This window comes from Oryzomicrobium sp., from assembly GCF_021287045.1.
GTDB lineage: Bacteria > Pseudomonadota > Gammaproteobacteria > Burkholderiales > Rhodocyclaceae > Oryzomicrobium.
The window spans coordinates 26848-44781 of record NZ_JAJTBG010000002.1 but is presented as its reverse complement, the minus strand read 5'-3'; the positions used below and the strand labels follow the sequence as shown (position 1 = coordinate 44781).

The following is a 17934-nucleotide window of genomic DNA, read 5'->3' as shown; positions in this document are numbered from 1 at the left end:
GAGGCCCGCCTTTCGTCGTGGACGGAAGGCGGGCCTCGGCGCGGGTGCTGCCGGAGAGGGGCGGCGCTTAGGGTTTGGCGGCCGGAACCGGGCTGGCGATGATGGCGTCGGCCAACTGGCCCAGGGTGGCGGCCAGGGCGGCCACGGCGCCGCTGCGCTCGGTCCCGGCGGCGGGGGTGATGTAGCGGCCCCGCTGCCAGGGCGCGTTGCCGAGCTGCCAGCGGGCTTCGAGCACGGCGCTGCCGTCCGGGGCGTTGTCGAAGCGCAGCACCTCGACGCGCAGGGGCAGGGCGTCGGCCGTGACGATGCCGTTGCCCAGGCCGCTGCGGTAGACCCGGCGGTCGCCCAGGCGCTCGATCAGGGCCTGGCCCAGGGCGCGGGTGACGCCGTCGTCCAGGGGTTCGGCCCAGCGGGTGGTGTCCAGGTAGCGGATCTCGCTGTCGTCCTGACGGATCGCCATGGCCGGCCGGGACAGGTAGTCCGGCAGGCGCACCGGCAGCAGGCGCAGGGCCGGGTAGCTGGCCGGGACGGTGGGCGCGGTGGCGGTGGCCGTGGGCGGGGCGGGCAGGACGTAGAAGCGCGAGGGCGGCGTGGCGCCGCAGCCGGCCAGGAGCAGGACGGCCAGGCCGAGGGCGGGGATGGCGGTGAGCGCGGTGCGGGCGCTGCACGGAGCGCGGCGGCGGGTCATTGAGTCTCTCCAGTGGTGGCCTTGCCCCGGAGCAGGGCTTCCGGGTGGCGGTCCAGGGTGTCGGCCAGGTTCTGCACGTTGCGCGCCATGGCGCGCATGTCGCGCAGGGTGCGCTGCAACTGGTCCAGGGTGGCCGAATCGTCGCCGGTCAGGGCATTCACGTTGTGGGCGGCGGTGCTCAGGTCCTTGAGGGTGCCGCGCAGTTGGCGCACCGTTTCCGAATCCGGGCTGGTCAGAGCGTTCACGTTGTCCAGGGCGGCGGCGGCCTTGTCGGCGGCCTTTTCCAGGGATGCCAGGGTGGCGTCGCTGCGCTTGAGCAGCGACGGGGTGCCGCTACGCAGCTGGTCGCTGAGGTTCTCCAGGTTGGCCGAGGTGCGCGCCAGGCTTTCGATGGTGTGGCGCAGGTCCGGGGAGTTGAGCAGCTGGCTCAGGGATTTCATGCCCTGGGTGAATTCACCGATCACCTGGTCCAGGGGCTGGCGGCTCAGTTCGTTGGAGATGGCCTGGAGGGGCGAGGGGGCGGTCGGAATCTCCTGCATCTCCGGGTGCAGGCCCAGAACCCGGCCTTCCTTGCTCGGGTTGAAGTCGAGCTGGACCATCAGCTGGCCGGTGAGCAGGCTCTGCAAGTCGAGCTGGGCGCGCAGGCCCCGGGAGACGAGCCGGTCGAAGTCGGCGTCGATGGCGTCGTGCTCGCTCTTGTAGAAGGGGTTGATGGTCTGGTCGGCGGTGAATTCGGCGATCACCGGGATCACCAGGGAATGGGAGGTCGGGTCGGTCTCGATGCCGATCTTCTGCACCGTGCCCACCCGCACGCCGCGGAACACCACCGGGGCGCCCACTTGCAGGCCGTAGACCGAGCCGTCGAAGTACATGATGGCCTTGCGTGTCTTCTTGAAGGCGTTGCCGCTGCCGAGAACGAGGATGGCGGCCACCAGCAGGGCCAGGGCGCCGGTGACGAAGATGCCGATCAGGGTGGGGTTGGCGCGTTTGCTCATGGGGCTTCCCGGTTCATGAAGGCGCGGACCGCAGGATTGTCGGAATGGGCGAGGTCGCGGGGACTGCCCTGGGCGATCAAGGTCCGGGTCTGGTTGTCGAGGAAGAGGGCGTCGTCGGCGATGGCGAAGACGCTGGGCAGTTCGTGGGTGACGATCACCACCGTGGTGCCCAGGCTGTCGCGCAGCTCCAGGATCAGGTCGTCGAGACGGCGCGAACTGATCGGGTCGAGGCCGGCGGAGGGCTCGTCGATGAAGAGGATTTCCGGGTCCAGGGCCATGGCCCGGGCCAGGGCGGCACGCTTGACCATGCCGCCGGAGATTTCCGAGGGATAGTAGTCCTCGAAGCCTTCCAGCCCGGTCAGGGCCAGCTTGAAGCGGGCTACCGCCCGGGCGTCGGCCGGGGACAGGTCGGTGTACTCGCCCAGGGGCAGCAGCACGTTCTCGATCAGGGTCAGGGAGCTCCACAGGGCGCCCAGCTGGAACATCACCCCGAAGCGGCGCAGCAAGGCTTCCCGCTCCCGGTCCGGCGTCGCCCACAGGTCCTGGCCTTGCAGCAGCACCCGGCCCTTGGCCGGCGCTTCCAGGCCGATCAGGTGGCGCATCAGGGTGCTCTTGCCGCAGCCGCTGCCGCCCATGATGGCGCAGATGCTGCCGGCGGCGATGGTGAAGTTGAGGTCGCGCTGGATCACCCGTTCACCGTAGGCCATGGTCAGGTCGCGCACCTCGATCGGCGGCGGGGCGGCGGGAGCGATGCCCGGGGTCGGCGCAATCACGTCAGATCCCCAGTTTCTGGAAGACGATGGTGGTCAGGGAGGCGGCCACCACGATGAACAGGATGCTGGTGACCACTGCCGAGGTGGTGGCCTCGCCCACCGCCTGGGCGCTGCGCCCGCATTGCAGGCCGCGCACGCAGCCGGCCAGGGCCACCAGGGAGCCGTACAGGGTGCCTTTGAAGAGGCCCACGGCCATGTGGGTCAGGGTCAAGGCGGCGAGGGTCTGGTGGTAGTACTCGAAAGCGCCGATGTCGAAGATGGTGAGGGCCACCAGGGCGCCGCCCAGCACCCCCACCAGCCCGGCGTAGAGGGTGAGCAGGGGCATCATCACGACCAGGGCGAGGAGCCGGGGCAGCACCAGGAACTCCACCGGCGGGATGCCCCAGGTGCGGAAGGCGTCGATCTCCTGGTTGACCTGCATGGTGCCGAGCTGGGCGGCGAAGGCCGCGCCGCTGCGCCCGGCCACCACGATGCCGGTCATCAGGGCGGCGATCTCGCGCACCATGCCAATGCCCACCAGGTCGGCGATGTAGATCTGGGCGCCGAACATGGCCAGCTGCTGGGCGCCCATGTAGGCCAGGATCAGGCCCACCAGCAGGCTGATCAGGGTGACGATGGGAAAGGCCTGGGGCCCCACTTCCTGGACCACCCACCAGAAGTCGTTGCGGCGCATGCGCGCCCGGCCGCCCAGGAAGGCGCCCAGGGCCAGGATGATTTCGCCCAGGTAGCGCAGGAACTCGCGGCCGTCGGCGAGCCGGTCCAGGGTGGATTGGCCGATGCGGCGGAAGAAGTTGTCCGGCGGCGGCGTGCGTTTGTCCGGCGGGACGCTGGCGCCGGCCAGGGCCACCAGGCGGGCGGCTCCAGCGGGCAGGGCGGCCAGGTCGAGGACGATGCTAGGAGCCAGGGCGTCGGCCAGTTCGCGCAGCAGGGCGGGCAGGGTGCCGTCCCAGGGGCCCAGGGCGCTGCCGTCCACCTCCAGAGTGCCGCCGCCGGGCAGGGCGCTCCGGGCGGCCTGGACGATGGCGGCCGGGGCGGGCCGGGCCTGGTCGCGGCGCCAGGCGCCGCCAAGGGCCAGCCGGGCGCCGCCGGGGCGGGCGTCGATGGCGAAACGGGGCGGTGGCAAAGGCGGATCGGTCACGTTGCGGCGCAGCAGGAAAACCAAGCAGCGATTATGGGCGATGCCGGCGTAATGACAAGTCCGGGCGTAAAAAAACCGGCGGCCCCTTGCGGCGCCGCCGGTCATGCGGAGAGCGGGCGCGCCGGTTTAGCGGCGGCCGGCGTCCACCACCGCCAGGGCGGTCATGTTCACCAGGCGCCGCACGGTGGCGGTGGAGGTGAGCACGTGCACCGGGCGGGCGGCACCGAGCAGGATGGGGCCGATGGTCACGCCTTCGCCGCCGGTCATCTTGAGCAGGTTGTAGGAGATGTTGGCGGCGTCCAGGTTGGGCATCACCAGCACGTTGGCCTCGCCCTTGAGGGGGGATTCCGGATCGGACTGGTGGCGGATTTCCTCGGACAGGGCGGAGTCGCCGTGCATTTCGCCGTCGACTTCCAGCTCCGGGGCCTTGGCCCGCACCAGCTCCAGGGCGGCGGCCATCTTGCGCGCCGAGGCGGACTGGGAGGAGCCGTAGTTGGAGTGGGAGAGCAGGGCGACCTTGGGCGTCAGGCCAAAGCTCTTCACCGCCTCGGCGGCCATCAGGGCGATGTCGGCGATCTGGGCGGCGTCCGGGGTCTCGTTGACGTGGGTGTCGCACAGGAACAGGGAGCGGCCCGGCAGCAGCAGGTGGTTCATGGCGGCCAGGGTGTCGTGGCCCGGGGCCTTGCCGATCACCTCGTCCACCTGACGCAGATGGTGGGCGAAGCGGCCGGATACGCCGCAGATCAGGCCGTCGGCGTAGCCGAGCTTGACCAGCATGGCGCCAATGATGGTGTTGTCGGCGCGCAGCCGCATCTTGGCGATGTCGATGGTCACGCCGTGACGCTTCATCATCTGATGGTAGGCGCTCCAGCATTCCTTGTAGCGGTCGTCGTAGTTCGGGTTGACCACTTCGAAGTGCTCGCCGGCCTTGAGCTTGGAACCGATCTTTTGCAGGCGGGCCTCGATCACCTCGGGGCGGCCCACCAGGATCGGCTTGGCCAGGCGCTCTTCGAGCACCACCTGGACGGCGCGCAGCACGCGCTCGTCCTCGCCCTCGGCGTAGACGATGCGCTGAACCGGGCCCTGCTTGGCGGCCAGGAACACGGCGCGCATGCCCACGCCGGTGTGGGTGTTGAATTCCTTGAGCTTGTCCCGGTAGGCGGCCATGTCAGGGATGGGCCGGGTGGCGACGCCGGAATCCACGGCGGCCTGGGCCACGGCCGGGGCGATGATCGAGATCAGGCGCGGGTCGAAGGGCTTGGGAATCAGGTATTCCGGGCCGAAGGCGAGCTGCTGGCCGGGGTAGGCCAGGGCCACTTCGTCGCTGATCTCTTCCTGGGCCAGGGCGGCGATGGCCTTGACGCAGGCCAGCTTCATCTCTTCGGTGATGCGCTTGGCACCGACGTCCAGGGCACCGCGGAAGATGAAGGGGAAGCACAGGACGTTGTTGACCTGGTTGGCGTAGTCGGAGCGGCCGGTGGCGATGATCGCGTCCGGGCGCACTTCCTTGGCCAGCTCCGGCATGATTTCCGGGGTCGGGTTGGCCAGGGCGAAGACCAGCGGGTCCTTGGCCATCTGCTTGACCATCTCGGGCTTGAGCACGCCGGCGGCGGACAGGCCGAGGAAGATGTCGGCGCCGACGATGGCGTCGCCCAGGGTGCGGGCGGTGGTTTCCTGGGCGTAGCGGGCCTTGGTCGCCTCCATGTTGGCGTCGCGGCCGACATAGATGACGCCCTTGGAGTCGCAGACGGTGACGTTCTCGCGCTTGATGCCCAGTTCGCACCACAGGTTGAGGCAGGAGATGGCGGCGGCGCCGGCGCCGGAGCAGACCACTTTGACGCTGCCCACGTCCTTGCCGATGACCTTGAGGCCGTTGAGCATGGCCGCGGCGGAGATGATGGCAGTGCCGTGCTGGTCGTCGTGGAAGACGGGGATGGACATGCGCTCCTTGAGCTTCTCTTCGATGTAGAAGCACTCGGGGGCCTTGATGTCCTCAAGGTTGATGCCGCCCAGGGTCGGTTCCAGGGCAGCGATCATGTCGATCAGCTTGTCCGGGTCGTTCTCGGAGATTTCGATGTCGAAGACGTCGATGCCGGCGAATTTCTTGAACAGGCAGCCCTTGCCTTCCATCACCGGCTTGGCGGCCAGGGGGCCGATGTTGCCCAGACCGAGCACGGCGGTGCCGTTGGTGACCACGCCCACTAGGTTGCCGCGGGAGGTCATTTCATCGACGGCGCCAGGATTGGCGACGATTTCTTCGCAGGCGTAAGCCACGCCGGGCGAGTAGGCCAGGGCCAGGTCGCGCTGGTTGGTCAGGCCCTTGGTCGGGCGCACCGCGATCTTGCCCGGGGTCGGCAGGCGGTGGTATTCGAGGGCGGCCTCGCGCAGGTCACGCTCCATCGGTCCCTTCTTTTCCATGGTGTCTCCTCGTTGGGGAGCCTCCGGGCCCGGGCCGGGAGGGGGCGGCGGGCGGCTGCGGAGGCAAGAAGAAAAAGGGCTCGATTATCCTCCTCCCCCTTGCGGCTGCAAAGTCCGGCCCCGCGCCCCGCTTTCCGGCCGGCCGGCAGCCCGTCGCCGAAGGGCTGCCGGCCCGGTGTGGCGGGCAATTCGGCATATTTTGATTATCGTCATGCTGCGGCTACACTTCGCCGTTCAAAATTTGCCCGTCGCCCCGGCCGTTGCGGGGATCGACGCCACCGCGGAGCGCCGCTTTGCCGCCCGGCCCGCCCTCCGCTCTGCCACTCTCCCTGCCCTTGCCGCAGTCTGCCCTGCCCCTCCGCCCATGCTCGAAGTGACCAACCTGGAATGCGCCCGCGGCGACCGCCGCCTGTTCGCCGGGGTCGGCTTTCGGCTCGACGCGGGGGAATTGCTCCATGTTTCCGGCCACAACGGCGCGGGCAAGACCACTCTGCTGCGCACCCTGGTGGGCCTGACCCAGCCGGTGGACGGCGAGATCCGCTGGCAGGGTGCCCCGGTGGCCAAGCTGGGCGAGGACTACCGGGGTCAGCTCGCTTACCTGGGCCACGGCAACGGCATCAAGGAAGAACTGACTCCCCTGGAGAACCTGGCCGTCTCGGCCCGCGTCGCCGGCCTGGCCGCCGACGAGGAACGGGATTTCCAGGCCCTGGGCGAGGTGGGCCTGGCGAGCCGCGCCGACCTGCCCTGCCGAGTGCTGTCCCAGGGGCAGAAGCGCCGCGTCGCCCTGGCCCGGCTGATCCGCGACCGGCGCCCCCTGTGGGTGCTCGACGAACCCTTCGTCGCCCTCGATGTGAAGGCCGTGTCCTGGCTGGCCGGGCGCATCGGCGCCCATGTGGCCGGTGGCGGGCTGGTGGTGATGACCACTCACCAGCCGGTCAGCGTGCCCGGCGCCACGGTGCGCGAATTGTGGCTGGGGGAGCGCGGCGATGTTTGAGGTGGTGCTGGCGGTGGTGCGCCGCGACCTGAAGCTGGCCTGGCGTCGCCAGGCCGATATCGGCGCCGCCCTGTTCTTCTTCGTCATCGTCGCCAGCCTCTTTCCCCTGGGGGTCGGGCCGGAACCGGACCTGCTGCGCAAGCTGTCCCCCGGCGTGCTGTGGGTCGGTGCCCTCTTGTCCACCCTGCTCACCCTGCCGCGCCTGTTTGCCGACGATTTCCGCGACGGCAGCCTGGAGCAACTGATGCTCGCCCCCCAGCCCCTCGGCCTGGTGGTGCTCGGCAAGGTGATCGCCCACTGGCTGGTGGCCGGCCTGCCCCTGGCCCTGGTGGCTCCGGTGCTCGGCCTACAATTCGACCTGCCCGGCGACGCCCTGGCGGTGCTGACCCTGTCGATCGCCTTGGGCACCCCGGCCCTGTCCGGCATAGGCGCCATCGGCGCCGCCCTGACCCTGGGGCTGCGCGGCGGCGCGGTGCTGCTGTCTCTGCTGATCCTGCCCCTGTACGTGCCGGTGCTGATCTTTGGCGCCGGGGCGGTAGACGCCACCCTGACCGGCCTGGGGCCCCAGGCCCACCTGTCGCTGCTGGCGGCGCTCACCGTGGCCGGCCTGTGTTTCGCCCCCTTCGCCGCTGCGGCGGGGCTGCGGATCGCGGTAGACTGATATGCTTCGCCATGAATAAGTCAGTGGTTACTCACTTTTCTTGCAACGCCAATCATGCAACGGGCTGCCCATGAGCAACCTTAACCTCTTCCACTACGCCGCTCCGGCCACCTTCTATCCCCTGGCCGGCCGCCTGCGTCCCCTGTTCGTCGCCCTGGCGATCCTGTTCGGCGCCGCCGGGCTGTGGCTCGGCCTGTTCGTCGCCCCCACCGACTTCCAGCAGGGCGAGGGCTACCGCATCATTTTCGTGCACGTGCCGGCCTCGTGGATGAGCATGTTCATCTACTGCGCGATGGCCTTCTGGGGCGCCATGAACCTGGTCTTCAACACCCGCCTGTCGGGCATGATGGCCCAGGCCCTGGCCCCCACCGGCGCCCTGTTCGCCTTCCTGTCGCTGTGGACCGGTGCCCTGTGGGGCAAGCCGATGTGGGGCACCTGGTGGGTGTGGGATGCGCGCCTCACCTCGGAACTGGTCCTGTTCTTCCTCTACGTCGGCTACATGGCCCTGGTGGCCTCCATCGACGACCCGCGCCGCGCCGACAAGGCCGGGGCGGTGCTGCTGCTGGTGGGGGTGGTGAACATCCCGATCATCTATTTCTCGGTGCAGTGGTGGAGCACCCTGCACCAGGGGGCCTCGATCTCCATGACCAAGGCGCCGTCGATGGCCCACACCATGCTGTGGGGCATGCTGCTGATGGCCCTGTCGTTCTGGATGTACACCATCGCCGTGGCCTTTGCCCGGGTGCGCGCCATCATTCTCGACCGGGAACGCCATACCGACTGGGTGCGCGCCCTGGTCCGCCAGGCCTGAGCAGGAGGAACTCACGCATGCACTGGAACAGCGCCAGCGAATTTTTTGCCATGGGCGGCTACGCCCTCTACGTCTGGGGCTCCCTCGGGGTGACCGCCCTGGCCCTGGTGGTGGAGCCGATCCTGGTGGCCCGCCGCCGTCTCAACGTGGTCAACCGGCTCAAGCGCGAACTGCGCGCCGAGGAGCTGGAGACCACCGCCGCAAGGAAGTCCGCATGAAGTCCCGTCACAAACGTCTCGCCCTGATCGTTGGCGGCCTGGCCGCCCTCGGCGTCGCCGCCACCCTGGTGCTCAACGCCTTCAACAGCAACCTGGTGTTCTTCTTCTCGCCCACCGACGTGGCTGCCGGCAAGGCACCCCAGGGCAAGACCTTCCGCATTGGTGGCATGGTCGAGCAGGGCTCGGTGCAGCGTGAAGCCGACGGCGTCACCGTGCGCTTCATCGTTACCGATACCGAGAAGACCCTGCCGGTGGCCTACAAGGGCATCCTTCCCGACCTGTTCCAGGAGGGCAAGGGCGTGGTCGCCCAGGGCAAGCTCGAAGGCGAGCGCTTCGTCGCCTCCGAAGTGCTGGCCAAGCACGACGAGAACTACATGCCGCCGGAGGCCGCCAAGGCCGTCTCCGACGCCCACGCCCGGGCCGCCGCCAACAAGGCCGAGGGCGACGGGGCGGCGCCGTTACCGACTGGTACGCCCGCCGCCGCCACGGCCAAGTAAGCTCCCGTTGTTTTGCCTGCGGGGCGCCTGCCGCTCCGCCGCCTCCGCCCTGATGCCGCCGGTTCCTCCGGCGGCGGTATTTCCGGACAGCGCCTCATGATCCCCGAAATCGGCCATCTCGCCCTCATCCTCGCCGCCCTGGTGGCGCTCGTCCAAGGGGTGCTGCCCCTGATCGGCGCCCAGCGCGGCAGCCCCGCCTGGATCGCCCTGGCCCGGCCTGCGGCTCAGACCCACGCCCTGCTGTTGATCGTCTCGTTCGGCTGCCTCACCGCCGCCTTCCTGCAGAACGATTTCTCGGTGCTCTACGTGGCCCAGCACGGCAACTCGCTGCTGCCGGTGCAGTACAAGGTCGCCGCGGTGTGGGGCGGCCACGAAGGCTCCCTGCTGCTGTGGGTGCTGCTGCTCTCCCTGTGGGCCCTGGCGGTGTCGGTGTTCTCGCGCCAGCTGCCGGACGCCATGGTGGCCCGGGTGCTGGCGGTGCTCGGCCTGGTGTCCCTGGGCCTGCTGCTGTTCATCCTGTTCACCTCCAACCCCTTCGAGCGCCTGCTGCCCGGCGCCGAGGAAGGCCGCGACCTGAACCCGCTGTTGCAGGACCCGGGCCTGGTCTTCCACCCGCCCATGCTGTACATGGGCTATGTTGGCTTCTCGGTGGCCTTCGCCTTCGCCATCGCCGCCCTCATCTCCGGCAAGCTCGACGCCGCCTGGGCCCGCTGGTCGCGCCCCTGGACCGCCGCCGCCTGGATCTTCCTCACCCTGGGCATCGCATTGGGCTCCTGGTGGGCCTACTACGAACTGGGCTGGGGCGGCTGGTGGTTCTGGGACCCGGTGGAAAACGCTTCCTTCATGCCCTGGCTGGTGGGCACCGCCCTGATCCACTCCCTGGCGGTGACCGAGAAGCGCGGCAGCTTCAAGAACTGGACGGTGATCCTGGCCATCGCCGCCTTCTCCCTGTCCCTGCTCGGCACCTTCCTGGTCCGCTCCGGGGTGCTGACCTCGGTGCACGCCTTCGCCACCGACCCCAAGCGCGGCATCTTCATCCTCTTCCTGCTCGTCCTGGTGGTCGGTACCTCCCTGGCCCTGTTCGCCTGGCGTGCCCCCAAGGTCGGCCTGGGCGGCCGCTTCGCCCTGGTGTCCCGGGAATCCCTGCTGCTCACCAACAACGTGCTGCTGGCGGTGGCCTGCGCCACCGTGCTGCTCGGCACCCTCTACCCCCTGGCCATCGACGCCCTGGGCGCCGGCAAGCTGTCGGTGGGCCCCCCCTACTTCAACGCCGTGTTCGTGCCCCTGATGGTGCCGGTGGTGTTCCTCATGGGCGTCGGCCCCTTCGCCCGCTGGAAGCAGGCCAGCCTCAAGGAACTGGCCCGTCTGCTGCGCTGGGCCTTCGCTGCCGCCGTAGTGGCCGGGGTGGCCCTGCCCTTCATCTACGGCAAGTTCACCCCGCTGATCGGCCTGGGTCTGCTGCTGGCCGTGTGGGTGCTGATCACCGCGGTCATGAACATCGTCGAACGGGTGCAGGCCACCCGGGGCGGCGATTCCTTCGCCGCTACCCTGCGCCGTCAGCCCCGCTCGTTCATGGGCATGCACCTGGCCCACCTGGGGGTGGCGGCGTTCATCGTCGGCGTGACCATGGTCAAGGGCTTCGAGACCGAACGCGACGTGAAGATGGAGCCGGGCGACACGGTGTCCGTGGGCGGCTACGACTTCCGCTTCATCGGCGTGCGCGAGGAAAAGGGCCCCAACTACGTGGCCCTGGCCGGCGACGTGGAACTGTCCCGCGACGGCAAGGTGCTGCGCCACCTCAACCCGCAGAAGCGCAACTACTTCTCCTCGGCCATGCCCATGACCGAGGCCGCCATCGATACCGGCTTCACCCGGGACGTGTACGTCTCCCTGGGCGAGCCCATCGACAAGAACCAGCCCGAGGGCGCCTGGGCGGTGCGGGTGTACCACAAGCCCTTCGTGGACTGGATCTGGTGGGGCTGCCTGATGATGGCCGCCGGCGGCCTGCTCGCCGCTTCCGACCGGCGCTACCGGGTGCGCGCCAAGCGCGGCGCCGAGGCCGAGGCGGCCCTGGCGCCCCAGGCCTGATCCGTCCTTTTCCCGTCACGAACCTTCGCCACGACTCTTTTCAACGCCATGAACAAATTCCTCTGGCCCCTCGTCGGCTTCCTCGCCCTGGTCGGCTTCCTCGCCGCCGGGCTGGTCATCAAGGGCAACCGGGGCGAGGGCGGCGGGCAGGAAATCCTGCCTTCCCAGTTCCTCGACAAGCCCGCCCCGGCCTTTGTCCTGCCGCTGCTGCACGAACCGGGCAAGACCTTCACCCCGGCCGACATGAAGGGCAAGGTCTGGCTGCTCAACTTCTGGGGCAGCTGGTGCCCAGCCTGCAAGGACGAGCACCCGGTGCTGGTGGAGTTTGCCAAGCAGGGCGTGGTGCCCATCGTCGGCGTCGATTTCACCCTGGAGAAGGGCGCCGAGGACACCGAGCGGGAACGGGCCAAAATCTGGCTGGAAAAGCTCGGCAACCCCTACGCCGTGACCGTCTTCGACGGCCGCGGCAAGTCGTCCATCGACTACGGCGTCTATGGCGCCCCGGAAACCTTCCTGATCGACAAGAACGGGGTGATCCGCCTCAAGCACGTCGGCCCGGTGTCCCCCGAGGTGATCGCCACCAAGTTGATGCCGGCCATCCGGGAGCTGTCCAAGTGAGCCCGCGCAACCTGAACTTGGGTCTGAGGCCGAGTCCCGCCGCCCTGCTGCGCGCCGCCTGCCTGGCCGCCGCCCTGGTCCTGCCCTTCGCCGTCCAGGCCAAAGAGGCCGCGCCCCTGGCCGACGACCCGGTGGTCGAGCAGCGCATGATCGCCATCTCCGAGGACCTGCGCTGCCTGGTCTGCCAGAACGAATCTCTGGCCGGTTCCCACGCCGAGCTGGCCGAGGCCCTGCGCGACGAAATCCGCGAGCAGATCCGCGCCGGCAAGTCGGACAAGGAGATTTCCGACTACCTGGTGGACCGCTACGGCGACTTCGTCCTCTACCGGCCGCCCCTCAAGGCCGCCACCGTGCTGCTCTGGTTCGGCCCCCTGGCGTTGGTGCTGGTCGGCCTGGGCGCCCTGGTGCGCATCCTGCGCCGCCGCGGCCGCGAGGTGCCGCCCGCCGACCTGTCCGCCGCCGAAGCCAGCCAGGCCGACGCCCTGCTCGCCAGCCTGGATCGCCCGGTCCCGCCCGAATCCTCCAATAAGCCTGCCCCATGACCGCTTTCGCCATCGTCGCGGCGCTGCTCATCGCCGCCGTCTGCGCCCGCCTCCTGCCGCCCCTGCTCAAGCCCGCCGCCGACGCCGGGGCCGACCGCCGCGCCGCCAACCTGGCCATCTTCCGCGACCAGCTGGCCGAACTGAGCCGGGACCGGGACGCCGGCCTGCTCACCCCGGCCGATTTCGCCAGCGCCGAGGCTGAACTGAAGAAGCGCCTTCTCGACGACGTGGCCGAGGGCGAGGCCGCACCGGCCAAGCCCACTCCGGGCGCCAAGCGCACCGCCATCGCCCTGCTGGTGCTGGTGCCCCTGCTGGGCGGCCTGGGCTACGTCCTGCTCGGCACGCCCCGGGCCCTGGACCCGGCGGCCCGGGAGCAGCGCCCCCAGGTCACCGCCGCCCAGATCGAGGGCATGGTCAAGACCCTGTCGGAAAAGCTCAAGGCCAACCCGGACAACCCCGAGGGTTGGGTGATGCTGGCCCGCTCCTACAAGGTGCTGGGCCGCTACGACGACGCCGCCGGCGCCTTCGCCGAGGCGGTCAAGCGGGTCGGTGAGAACGCGGACCTGCTGGCCGACTGGGCCGAGGCCAAGGCCTACGCCCAGCAGGGCTTCGCCGGCGAGCCGGCCAAGCTGCTGGAGCGGGCCCTCAAGGCCGATCCCCAGTCGCCCAAGGTGCTGCTCCTGGCCGGCGCCGCTGCCGCCTCCCAGGGTCAGTTCGCCCGCGCCGCCGATCTGTGGAGCAAAGCCCTGCCCGCTGCCGAGCCGGGCTCGGAGGAAGAGGCCACCATCAAGTCCGCCATCGAGAAGGCCCGGGCCCAGGCGGCGGCCGCCGGGAAAACCCCGGCCAAGCCCTGACCCGATACTGACTTCACGTTTTCCCGTCTTTTCCCGACCGGCGCGCAGGCGCCGGTCTTTTTTTGCCCTCGGAGCGTTATTGGGAAAATTCTGAACAGGGTGGAGATTGGCTTGTGTACTCGATCTCCGGGCGTTATGCGGTTTTTGCTCGGAATCAAATTTCCCGACTGGGAATGTGGTTATAGTGACGGCCAGGAGAAGTGTTCTCCTGAGGAAACCGACCATGACCCAGCTCGCACGCCGCCATCTGCTGTTCGGCTGCTTCCGCCAAGCGGGGCAGGGTGCCGTGTTGCCGTTCCGCCCCCCCTGGAGCCTGGCCTGGACGGATGAGGCGGCCTTCGCCGCCGCCTGTAGCCGTTGCGACGCCTGCATCGCCGCCTGTCCCGCCGGAGTGCTGAAGCGCGGCGACGGGGGCTTTCCCGAACTGACCTTCGCCGCCACCGGCTGCACCTTGTGCCGCGAGTGCGTGAGCGCCTGCCGCGACGGGGCGTTCGCCGCCGATGCGGCCGAACCCTGGAATCTGGCGGTGGCCTTTACCGAAGCCTGCCTGCCCGGCCGGGGCGTCGAATGCCGCACCTGCGGCGAGCACTGCGAGGCCGGGGCGATCCGGTTCCGTCCCCGTTTGGGCGGCGCCCCTTTGCCGGCCCTTGATGCCGATGCCTGCACCGGCTGCGGCGCCTGCGTGCCAGTTTGCCCGGCCGGCGCCATCGAACCCCGGCGCCGCGCCGCCGGCTCCTCCCCCCTTCCCGCGGCGGAGCGCGCCTCCGCCCCTCTCTTTCCGACGGAGGCTCCATGAACCTAGCCAGCCTGGTCGTCCGCGCCCAGCCCGCCAAGATGGCGGTCCTGCGCGACGCCCTCCTCGCCATCCCCGGCGCCGAGATCCATGCCGAGACCGAGGACGGCCGCATGATCGTCACCGTCGAAGAGACGCCGGAGCAGACCGTTTCGACGGCCCTGACCCGGGTCCAGCAGCTTGAGCCGGTGATCTGCGTCACCCTGGCCTACGAGCACTCCGAACGAGCAACCGAGGAGGCGCCCGCCGCGGCCTCCGCCCCCGCCGACGCCGGCGGCGCATCCCCCGAATCCGTCCGCAAATTCCAGGAGGCCTGACCATGAGCATCAATCGCCGCGATTTCCTGAAAACCCAGGCCGTGGCCGCCGCTGCCGCCAGCGCCGGCATTGCCATGCCCGCCCTGGCCGCCAAGAAGGCGCCCGCCGACGGCGCTGCTGCCGCCACATCCACCGACGTGCGCTGGGACAAGGCCGCCTGCCGCTTCTGCGGCACCGGCTGCTCGGTGCTGGTGGGCACCCAGAACGGCCGCGTGGTGGCTACCCAGGGGGACCCGGACGCGCCGGTGAACCGGGGCCTGAACTGCATCAAGGGCTACTTTCTGTCCAAGATCATGTACGGCGAGGATCGCCTGACCAAGCCCCTGCTGCGCAAGAAGAACGGCAAGTACGACAAGAACGGCGACTTCACCCCGGTCTCCTGGGACGAGGCCTTCGACGTGATGGCGGCCAAATGGAAGGAAGCCCTGAAGACCAAGGGCCCCACCTCCATCGCCATGTTCGGCTCCGGCCAGTGGACCATCTGGGAGGGCTACGCCGCCGCCAAGCTGTACAAGGCCGGCTTCCGCTCCAACAACCTGGACCCCAACGCCCGCCACTGCATGGCCTCCGCCGTGACCGGCTTCATGCGCACCTTCGGCATGGACGAGCCGATGGGCTGCTACGACGACATCGAGGCCACCGAGACCTTCGTGCTGTGGGGCTCGAACATGGCCGAGATGCACCCGATCCTGTGGTCGCGCATCACCGACCGGCGCCTGTCCAACCCCAACGTCAAGGTGGCCGTGCTGTCCACCTTCGAGCACCGCTCCTTCGAGCTGGCCGACATCCCCATGGTCTTCAATCCGCAGACCGACCTGGCCATCCTCAACTACATCTGCAACCACATCATCCAGTCGGGCAAGGTGAACCAGGAGTTCGTCAAGGCCCACGTCAACTTCAAGAAGGGCGAGACCGATATCGGTTTCGGCCTGCGCCCCAACCACCCGCTCGAAGCCAAGGCCACCAGCAACGGCTATCCCGGCGCCGACGGCAAGCCCAAGGGCGACACCGGCAAGTCCGAGCCGATCAGCTTCGACGAGTTCAAGAAGTTCGTCTCCGAATACACCCTGGAAAAGACTGCCAAGCTCTCCGGCGTGCCCGCCGAGCGCCTCAAGGCCCTGGCCGAGCTGTACGCCGACCCCAAGCGCAAGGTGGTGTCGTTCTGGACCATGGGCTTCAACCAGCACACCCGCGGCACCTGGGTGAACAACATGATCTACAACGTCCACCTGCTGGTGGGCAAGATCAGCGAGCCGGGCAACAGCCCCTTCTCCCTCACCGGGCAGCCCTCGGCCTGTGGCACCGCCCGCGAGGTGGGCACCTTCGCCCACCGCCTGCCGGCGGACATGGTGGTGACCAACCCGGAGCACCGCAAGCACGCCGAAGAGATTTGGCAGCTGCCCGAAGGCACCATCCCGGACAAGATCGGCCTGCACGCCGTGGCCATGGCCCGGGCGCTCAAGGACGGCAAGATCGCCTGCTACTGGCAGCAGTGCAACAACAACATGCAGGCCGGCCCGAACATCAACCAGGAGCTGTACCCGGGGTGGCGCAACCCGGCGGCCTTCATCGTCGTCTCCGACCCGTACCCCACCGTCTCGGCCATGGCCGCCGACCTGATCCTGCCCACCGCCATGTGGGTGGAGAAGGAAGGCGCCTTCGGCAACGCCGAGCGCCGCACCCAGTTCTGGCGCCAGCAGGTCAAGGCGCCGGGCGAGGCCCGTTCCGACCTGTGGCAGCTGATGGAGTTCTCCAAGCGCTTCAAGATGGAAGAGGTGTGGCCCGCCGAACTGCTGGCCAAGAAGCCCGAGTACAAGGGCAAGACCCTGTTCGACGTGCTGTACAAGAACGGCGCGGTGAACAAGTTCCCGACCGCGGACATCATCAAGGTCAACGGCCACGCCATCAAGGACTACACCACCAACGACGAGTCCCAGGCTTTCGGCTTCTACGTGCAGAAGGGCCTGTTCGAGGAATACGCCCGCTTCGGCCGCGGCCACGGCCACGATCTGGCCGATTTCGACCTGTACCACAAGGCCCGTGGCCTGCGCTGGCCGGTGGTGGAGGGCCAGGAAACCAAGTGGCGCTACCGGGAAGGCTACGACCCCTACGTGAAGAAGGGCGAGGGCGTGAAGTTCTACGGCCACAAGGACGGCAAGGCGGTAGTTTTTGCCCTGCCGTACCAGGAGCCGCCCGAAATGCCCGACCAGGAATACGACCTGTGGCTGTGCACCGGCCGCGTGCTGGAGCACTGGCACACCGGCACCATGACCCGGCGCGTGCCCGAGCTGCATCGCTCGGTGCCCGAAGCCCAGATCTTCATGCACCCGGACGACGCCAAGAAGCGCGGCTTGCAGCGCGGCATGGTGGTCAAAATCTCCTCGCGGCGCGGCGAGATCCAGGCGCGCATCGAGACCCGGGGCCGCAACAAGCCGCCGGTGGGCCTGGTGTTCGTGCCGTTCTTCGACGAATCCAAGCTGATCAACAAGCTCACCCTGGACGCCACCTGCCCGATCTCGAAAGAGACCGACTTCAAGAAGTGCGCCGTCAAGGTGACCCGCGCCTAAGCGCTGCCTCACGAGCGTCCTAGCCCCGTACCGTCATGGCCGACCGCCCCGACATCCCCGCCACTCCGGACCTGCCCCGCGCCCCGCGCCGGGCGGACGGGACCGCCGCCCCGGCTGGGGCGGGCGGCCCCGCGTCCGGGGCGCGCCGCCGCTTCATCAACGGCGTGGCGGGGGCGGCGGGCGGCGCCTGCCTGATGGCCCTGGGCGTGGGCCTTTACTCGCGCCAGGCCCGGGCCCTGCCGGCCCAGGCCCTGCGCCCGCCGGGAGCCCTGGCCGAGGCCGATTTCCTGGCCGCCTGCGTGCGCTGCGGCCTGTGCGTGCGCGACTGCCCCTACGACACCCTCAAGCTTGCCCCCCTGGGCGACGCCAATGGGGTCGGTGCGTCGGGCACCCCCTATTTCACCGCCCGCCAGGTGCCCTGCGAAATGTGCGAGGACATCCCTTGCGTCAAGGCCTGCCCCACCGGGGCCCTGGATCACGGGCTGACCGACATCAACCAGGCGCGCATGGGGCTGGCGGCCCTGGTGGACCACGAGAGCTGCCTCAACTTCCTCGGGCTGCGCTGCGACGTGTGCTACCGGGTGTGCCCGGTGATCGACCAGGCCATCACCCTGGAGAAGATGCACAACCCCCGCTCCGACCGCCACGCCATGCTCCTGCCCACGGTGCATTCGGACCACTGCACCGGCTGCGGCAAGTGCGAGAAGTCCTGCGTGCTGCCGGAAGCGGCGATCAAGGTGATGCCGGTGGCCCTGGCTAAGGGCAAGCTGCCGTCCCACTACCGCAAGGGCTGGGAAGAGAAGGAAAAGGCCGGCGGCTCCCTGATCGGCGACCAGGTGCAACTGCCGGCCCGGGGCGTCGATGCCCCGCCGGTTTCACCGGCTCCGGCCGGCGACCTGCCCGCCGCGCCGTCCCATCCCGTCGTGCCGTCCGCCCCCCCGGGGCTGGGCGGGGAGCGCTGA

General features: G+C 69.2%; 18 protein-coding genes. 13 read left to right on the top strand and 5 right to left on the bottom strand.

Features of this window, described 5'->3' with window-relative positions:
• Positions 1 to 67 precede the first annotated feature (67 nt).
• The 5 genes from LWW89_RS02165 to LWW89_RS02145 all read right to left on the bottom strand — a co-directional run bounded on the left by LWW89_RS02165 (position 68) and on the right by LWW89_RS02145 (position 5994).
• Positions 68 to 688, bottom strand: a complete 621-nt coding sequence (locus LWW89_RS02165) for a PqiC family protein (protein ID WP_293260457.1) — start codon at positions 686 to 688, stop codon at positions 68 to 70.
• Positions 685 to 1683, bottom strand: coding sequence for an MlaD family protein (locus tag LWW89_RS02160; protein ID WP_293260454.1), 999 nt, complete (start codon positions 1681 to 1683; stop codon positions 685 to 687). Before LWW89_RS02160 ends, LWW89_RS02165 begins: the two co-directional genes overlap by 4 nt.
• Positions 1680 to 2456 carry an ATP-binding cassette domain-containing protein gene (locus LWW89_RS02155; protein WP_293260451.1) on the bottom strand — a complete coding sequence of 259 codons (777 nt, stop codon included), beginning with the start codon at positions 2454 to 2456 and terminating at the stop codon, positions 1680 to 1682. Before LWW89_RS02155 ends, LWW89_RS02160 begins: the two co-directional genes overlap by 4 nt.
• Position 2457: 1 nt before the next feature.
• Entirely contained in the window at positions 2458 to 3618 is a 1161-nt protein-coding gene (locus LWW89_RS02150; RefSeq protein WP_293260448.1) for an ABC transporter permease, read from the bottom strand.
• Positions 3619 to 3720: 102 nt separating this feature from the next.
• Positions 3721 to 5994 (bottom strand): NADP-dependent malic enzyme, encoded by a 2274-nt coding sequence (locus LWW89_RS02145; protein WP_293261270.1) that lies wholly within the window; start codon positions 5992 to 5994, stop codon positions 3721 to 3723.
• A gap of 382 nt (positions 5995 to 6376) precedes the next feature.
• On the opposite strand from LWW89_RS02145, the gene ccmA reads away from it, so the two are divergent.
• The 13 genes from ccmA to napG all read left to right on the top strand — a co-directional run bounded on the left by ccmA (position 6377) and on the right by napG (position 17934).
• Entirely contained in the window at positions 6377 to 7006 is a 630-nt protein-coding gene (ccmA, locus tag LWW89_RS02140) for a cytochrome c biogenesis heme-transporting ATPase CcmA (RefSeq protein ID WP_293260445.1), read from the top strand.
• Positions 6999 to 7667, top strand: a complete 669-nt coding sequence (gene ccmB, locus LWW89_RS02135; RefSeq protein WP_293260442.1) for a heme exporter protein CcmB — start codon at positions 6999 to 7001, stop codon at positions 7665 to 7667. Before ccmA ends, ccmB begins: the two co-directional genes overlap by 8 nt.
• A gap of 70 nt (positions 7668 to 7737) precedes the next feature.
• Positions 7738 to 8478, top strand: coding sequence for a heme ABC transporter permease CcmC (gene ccmC / locus LWW89_RS02130; protein WP_293260440.1), 741 nt, complete (start codon positions 7738 to 7740; stop codon positions 8476 to 8478).
• 17 nt (positions 8479 to 8495) lie between these two features.
• A complete protein-coding gene (gene ccmD, locus LWW89_RS02125) occupies positions 8496 to 8696 on the top strand; it encodes a heme exporter protein CcmD (protein ID WP_293260437.1) in 201 nt (66 codons plus the stop codon).
• Positions 8693 to 9193, top strand: coding sequence for a cytochrome c maturation protein CcmE (gene ccmE / locus LWW89_RS02120; protein WP_293260434.1), 501 nt, complete (start codon positions 8693 to 8695; stop codon positions 9191 to 9193). The genes ccmD and ccmE overlap by 4 nt, the downstream gene beginning before the upstream one ends.
• Before the next feature lie 96 nt (positions 9194 to 9289).
• Positions 9290 to 11281 carry a heme lyase CcmF/NrfE family subunit gene (locus tag LWW89_RS02115; RefSeq protein WP_293260431.1) on the top strand — a complete coding sequence of 664 codons (1992 nt, stop codon included), beginning with the start codon at positions 9290 to 9292 and terminating at the stop codon, positions 11279 to 11281.
• 48 nt (positions 11282 to 11329) lie between these two features.
• Positions 11330 to 11899 (top strand): DsbE family thiol:disulfide interchange protein, encoded by a 570-nt coding sequence (locus LWW89_RS02110; protein ID WP_293260428.1) that lies wholly within the window; start codon positions 11330 to 11332, stop codon positions 11897 to 11899.
• Positions 11896 to 12441, top strand: a complete 546-nt coding sequence (locus LWW89_RS02105) for a cytochrome c-type biogenesis protein (protein WP_293260425.1) — start codon at positions 11896 to 11898, stop codon at positions 12439 to 12441. Before LWW89_RS02110 ends, LWW89_RS02105 begins: the two co-directional genes overlap by 4 nt.
• Positions 12438 to 13295 carry a c-type cytochrome biogenesis protein CcmI gene (gene ccmI / locus LWW89_RS02100; protein WP_293260422.1) on the top strand — a complete coding sequence of 286 codons (858 nt, stop codon included), beginning with the start codon at positions 12438 to 12440 and terminating at the stop codon, positions 13293 to 13295. Before LWW89_RS02105 ends, ccmI begins: the two co-directional genes overlap by 4 nt.
• A 223-nt stretch (positions 13296 to 13518) precedes the next feature.
• Complete coding sequence (napF, locus tag LWW89_RS02095) at positions 13519 to 14091, top strand: ferredoxin-type protein NapF (protein ID WP_293260419.1); 573 nt, start codon at positions 13519 to 13521, stop codon at positions 14089 to 14091.
• On the top strand, positions 14088 to 14405 hold the full coding sequence (locus tag LWW89_RS02090) for a chaperone NapD (RefSeq protein ID WP_293260416.1): 318 nt from the start codon (positions 14088 to 14090) through the stop codon (positions 14403 to 14405). Before napF ends, LWW89_RS02090 begins: the two co-directional genes overlap by 4 nt.
• 2 nt (positions 14406 to 14407) lie before the next feature.
• Positions 14408 to 16972 carry a nitrate reductase catalytic subunit NapA gene (napA, locus tag LWW89_RS02085; RefSeq protein ID WP_293260413.1) on the top strand — a complete coding sequence of 855 codons (2565 nt, stop codon included), beginning with the start codon at positions 14408 to 14410 and terminating at the stop codon, positions 16970 to 16972.
• 35 nt (positions 16973 to 17007) lie between these two features.
• Positions 17008 to 17934 (top strand): ferredoxin-type protein NapG, encoded by a 927-nt coding sequence (gene napG, locus LWW89_RS02080; protein WP_293260410.1) that lies wholly within the window; start codon positions 17008 to 17010, stop codon positions 17932 to 17934.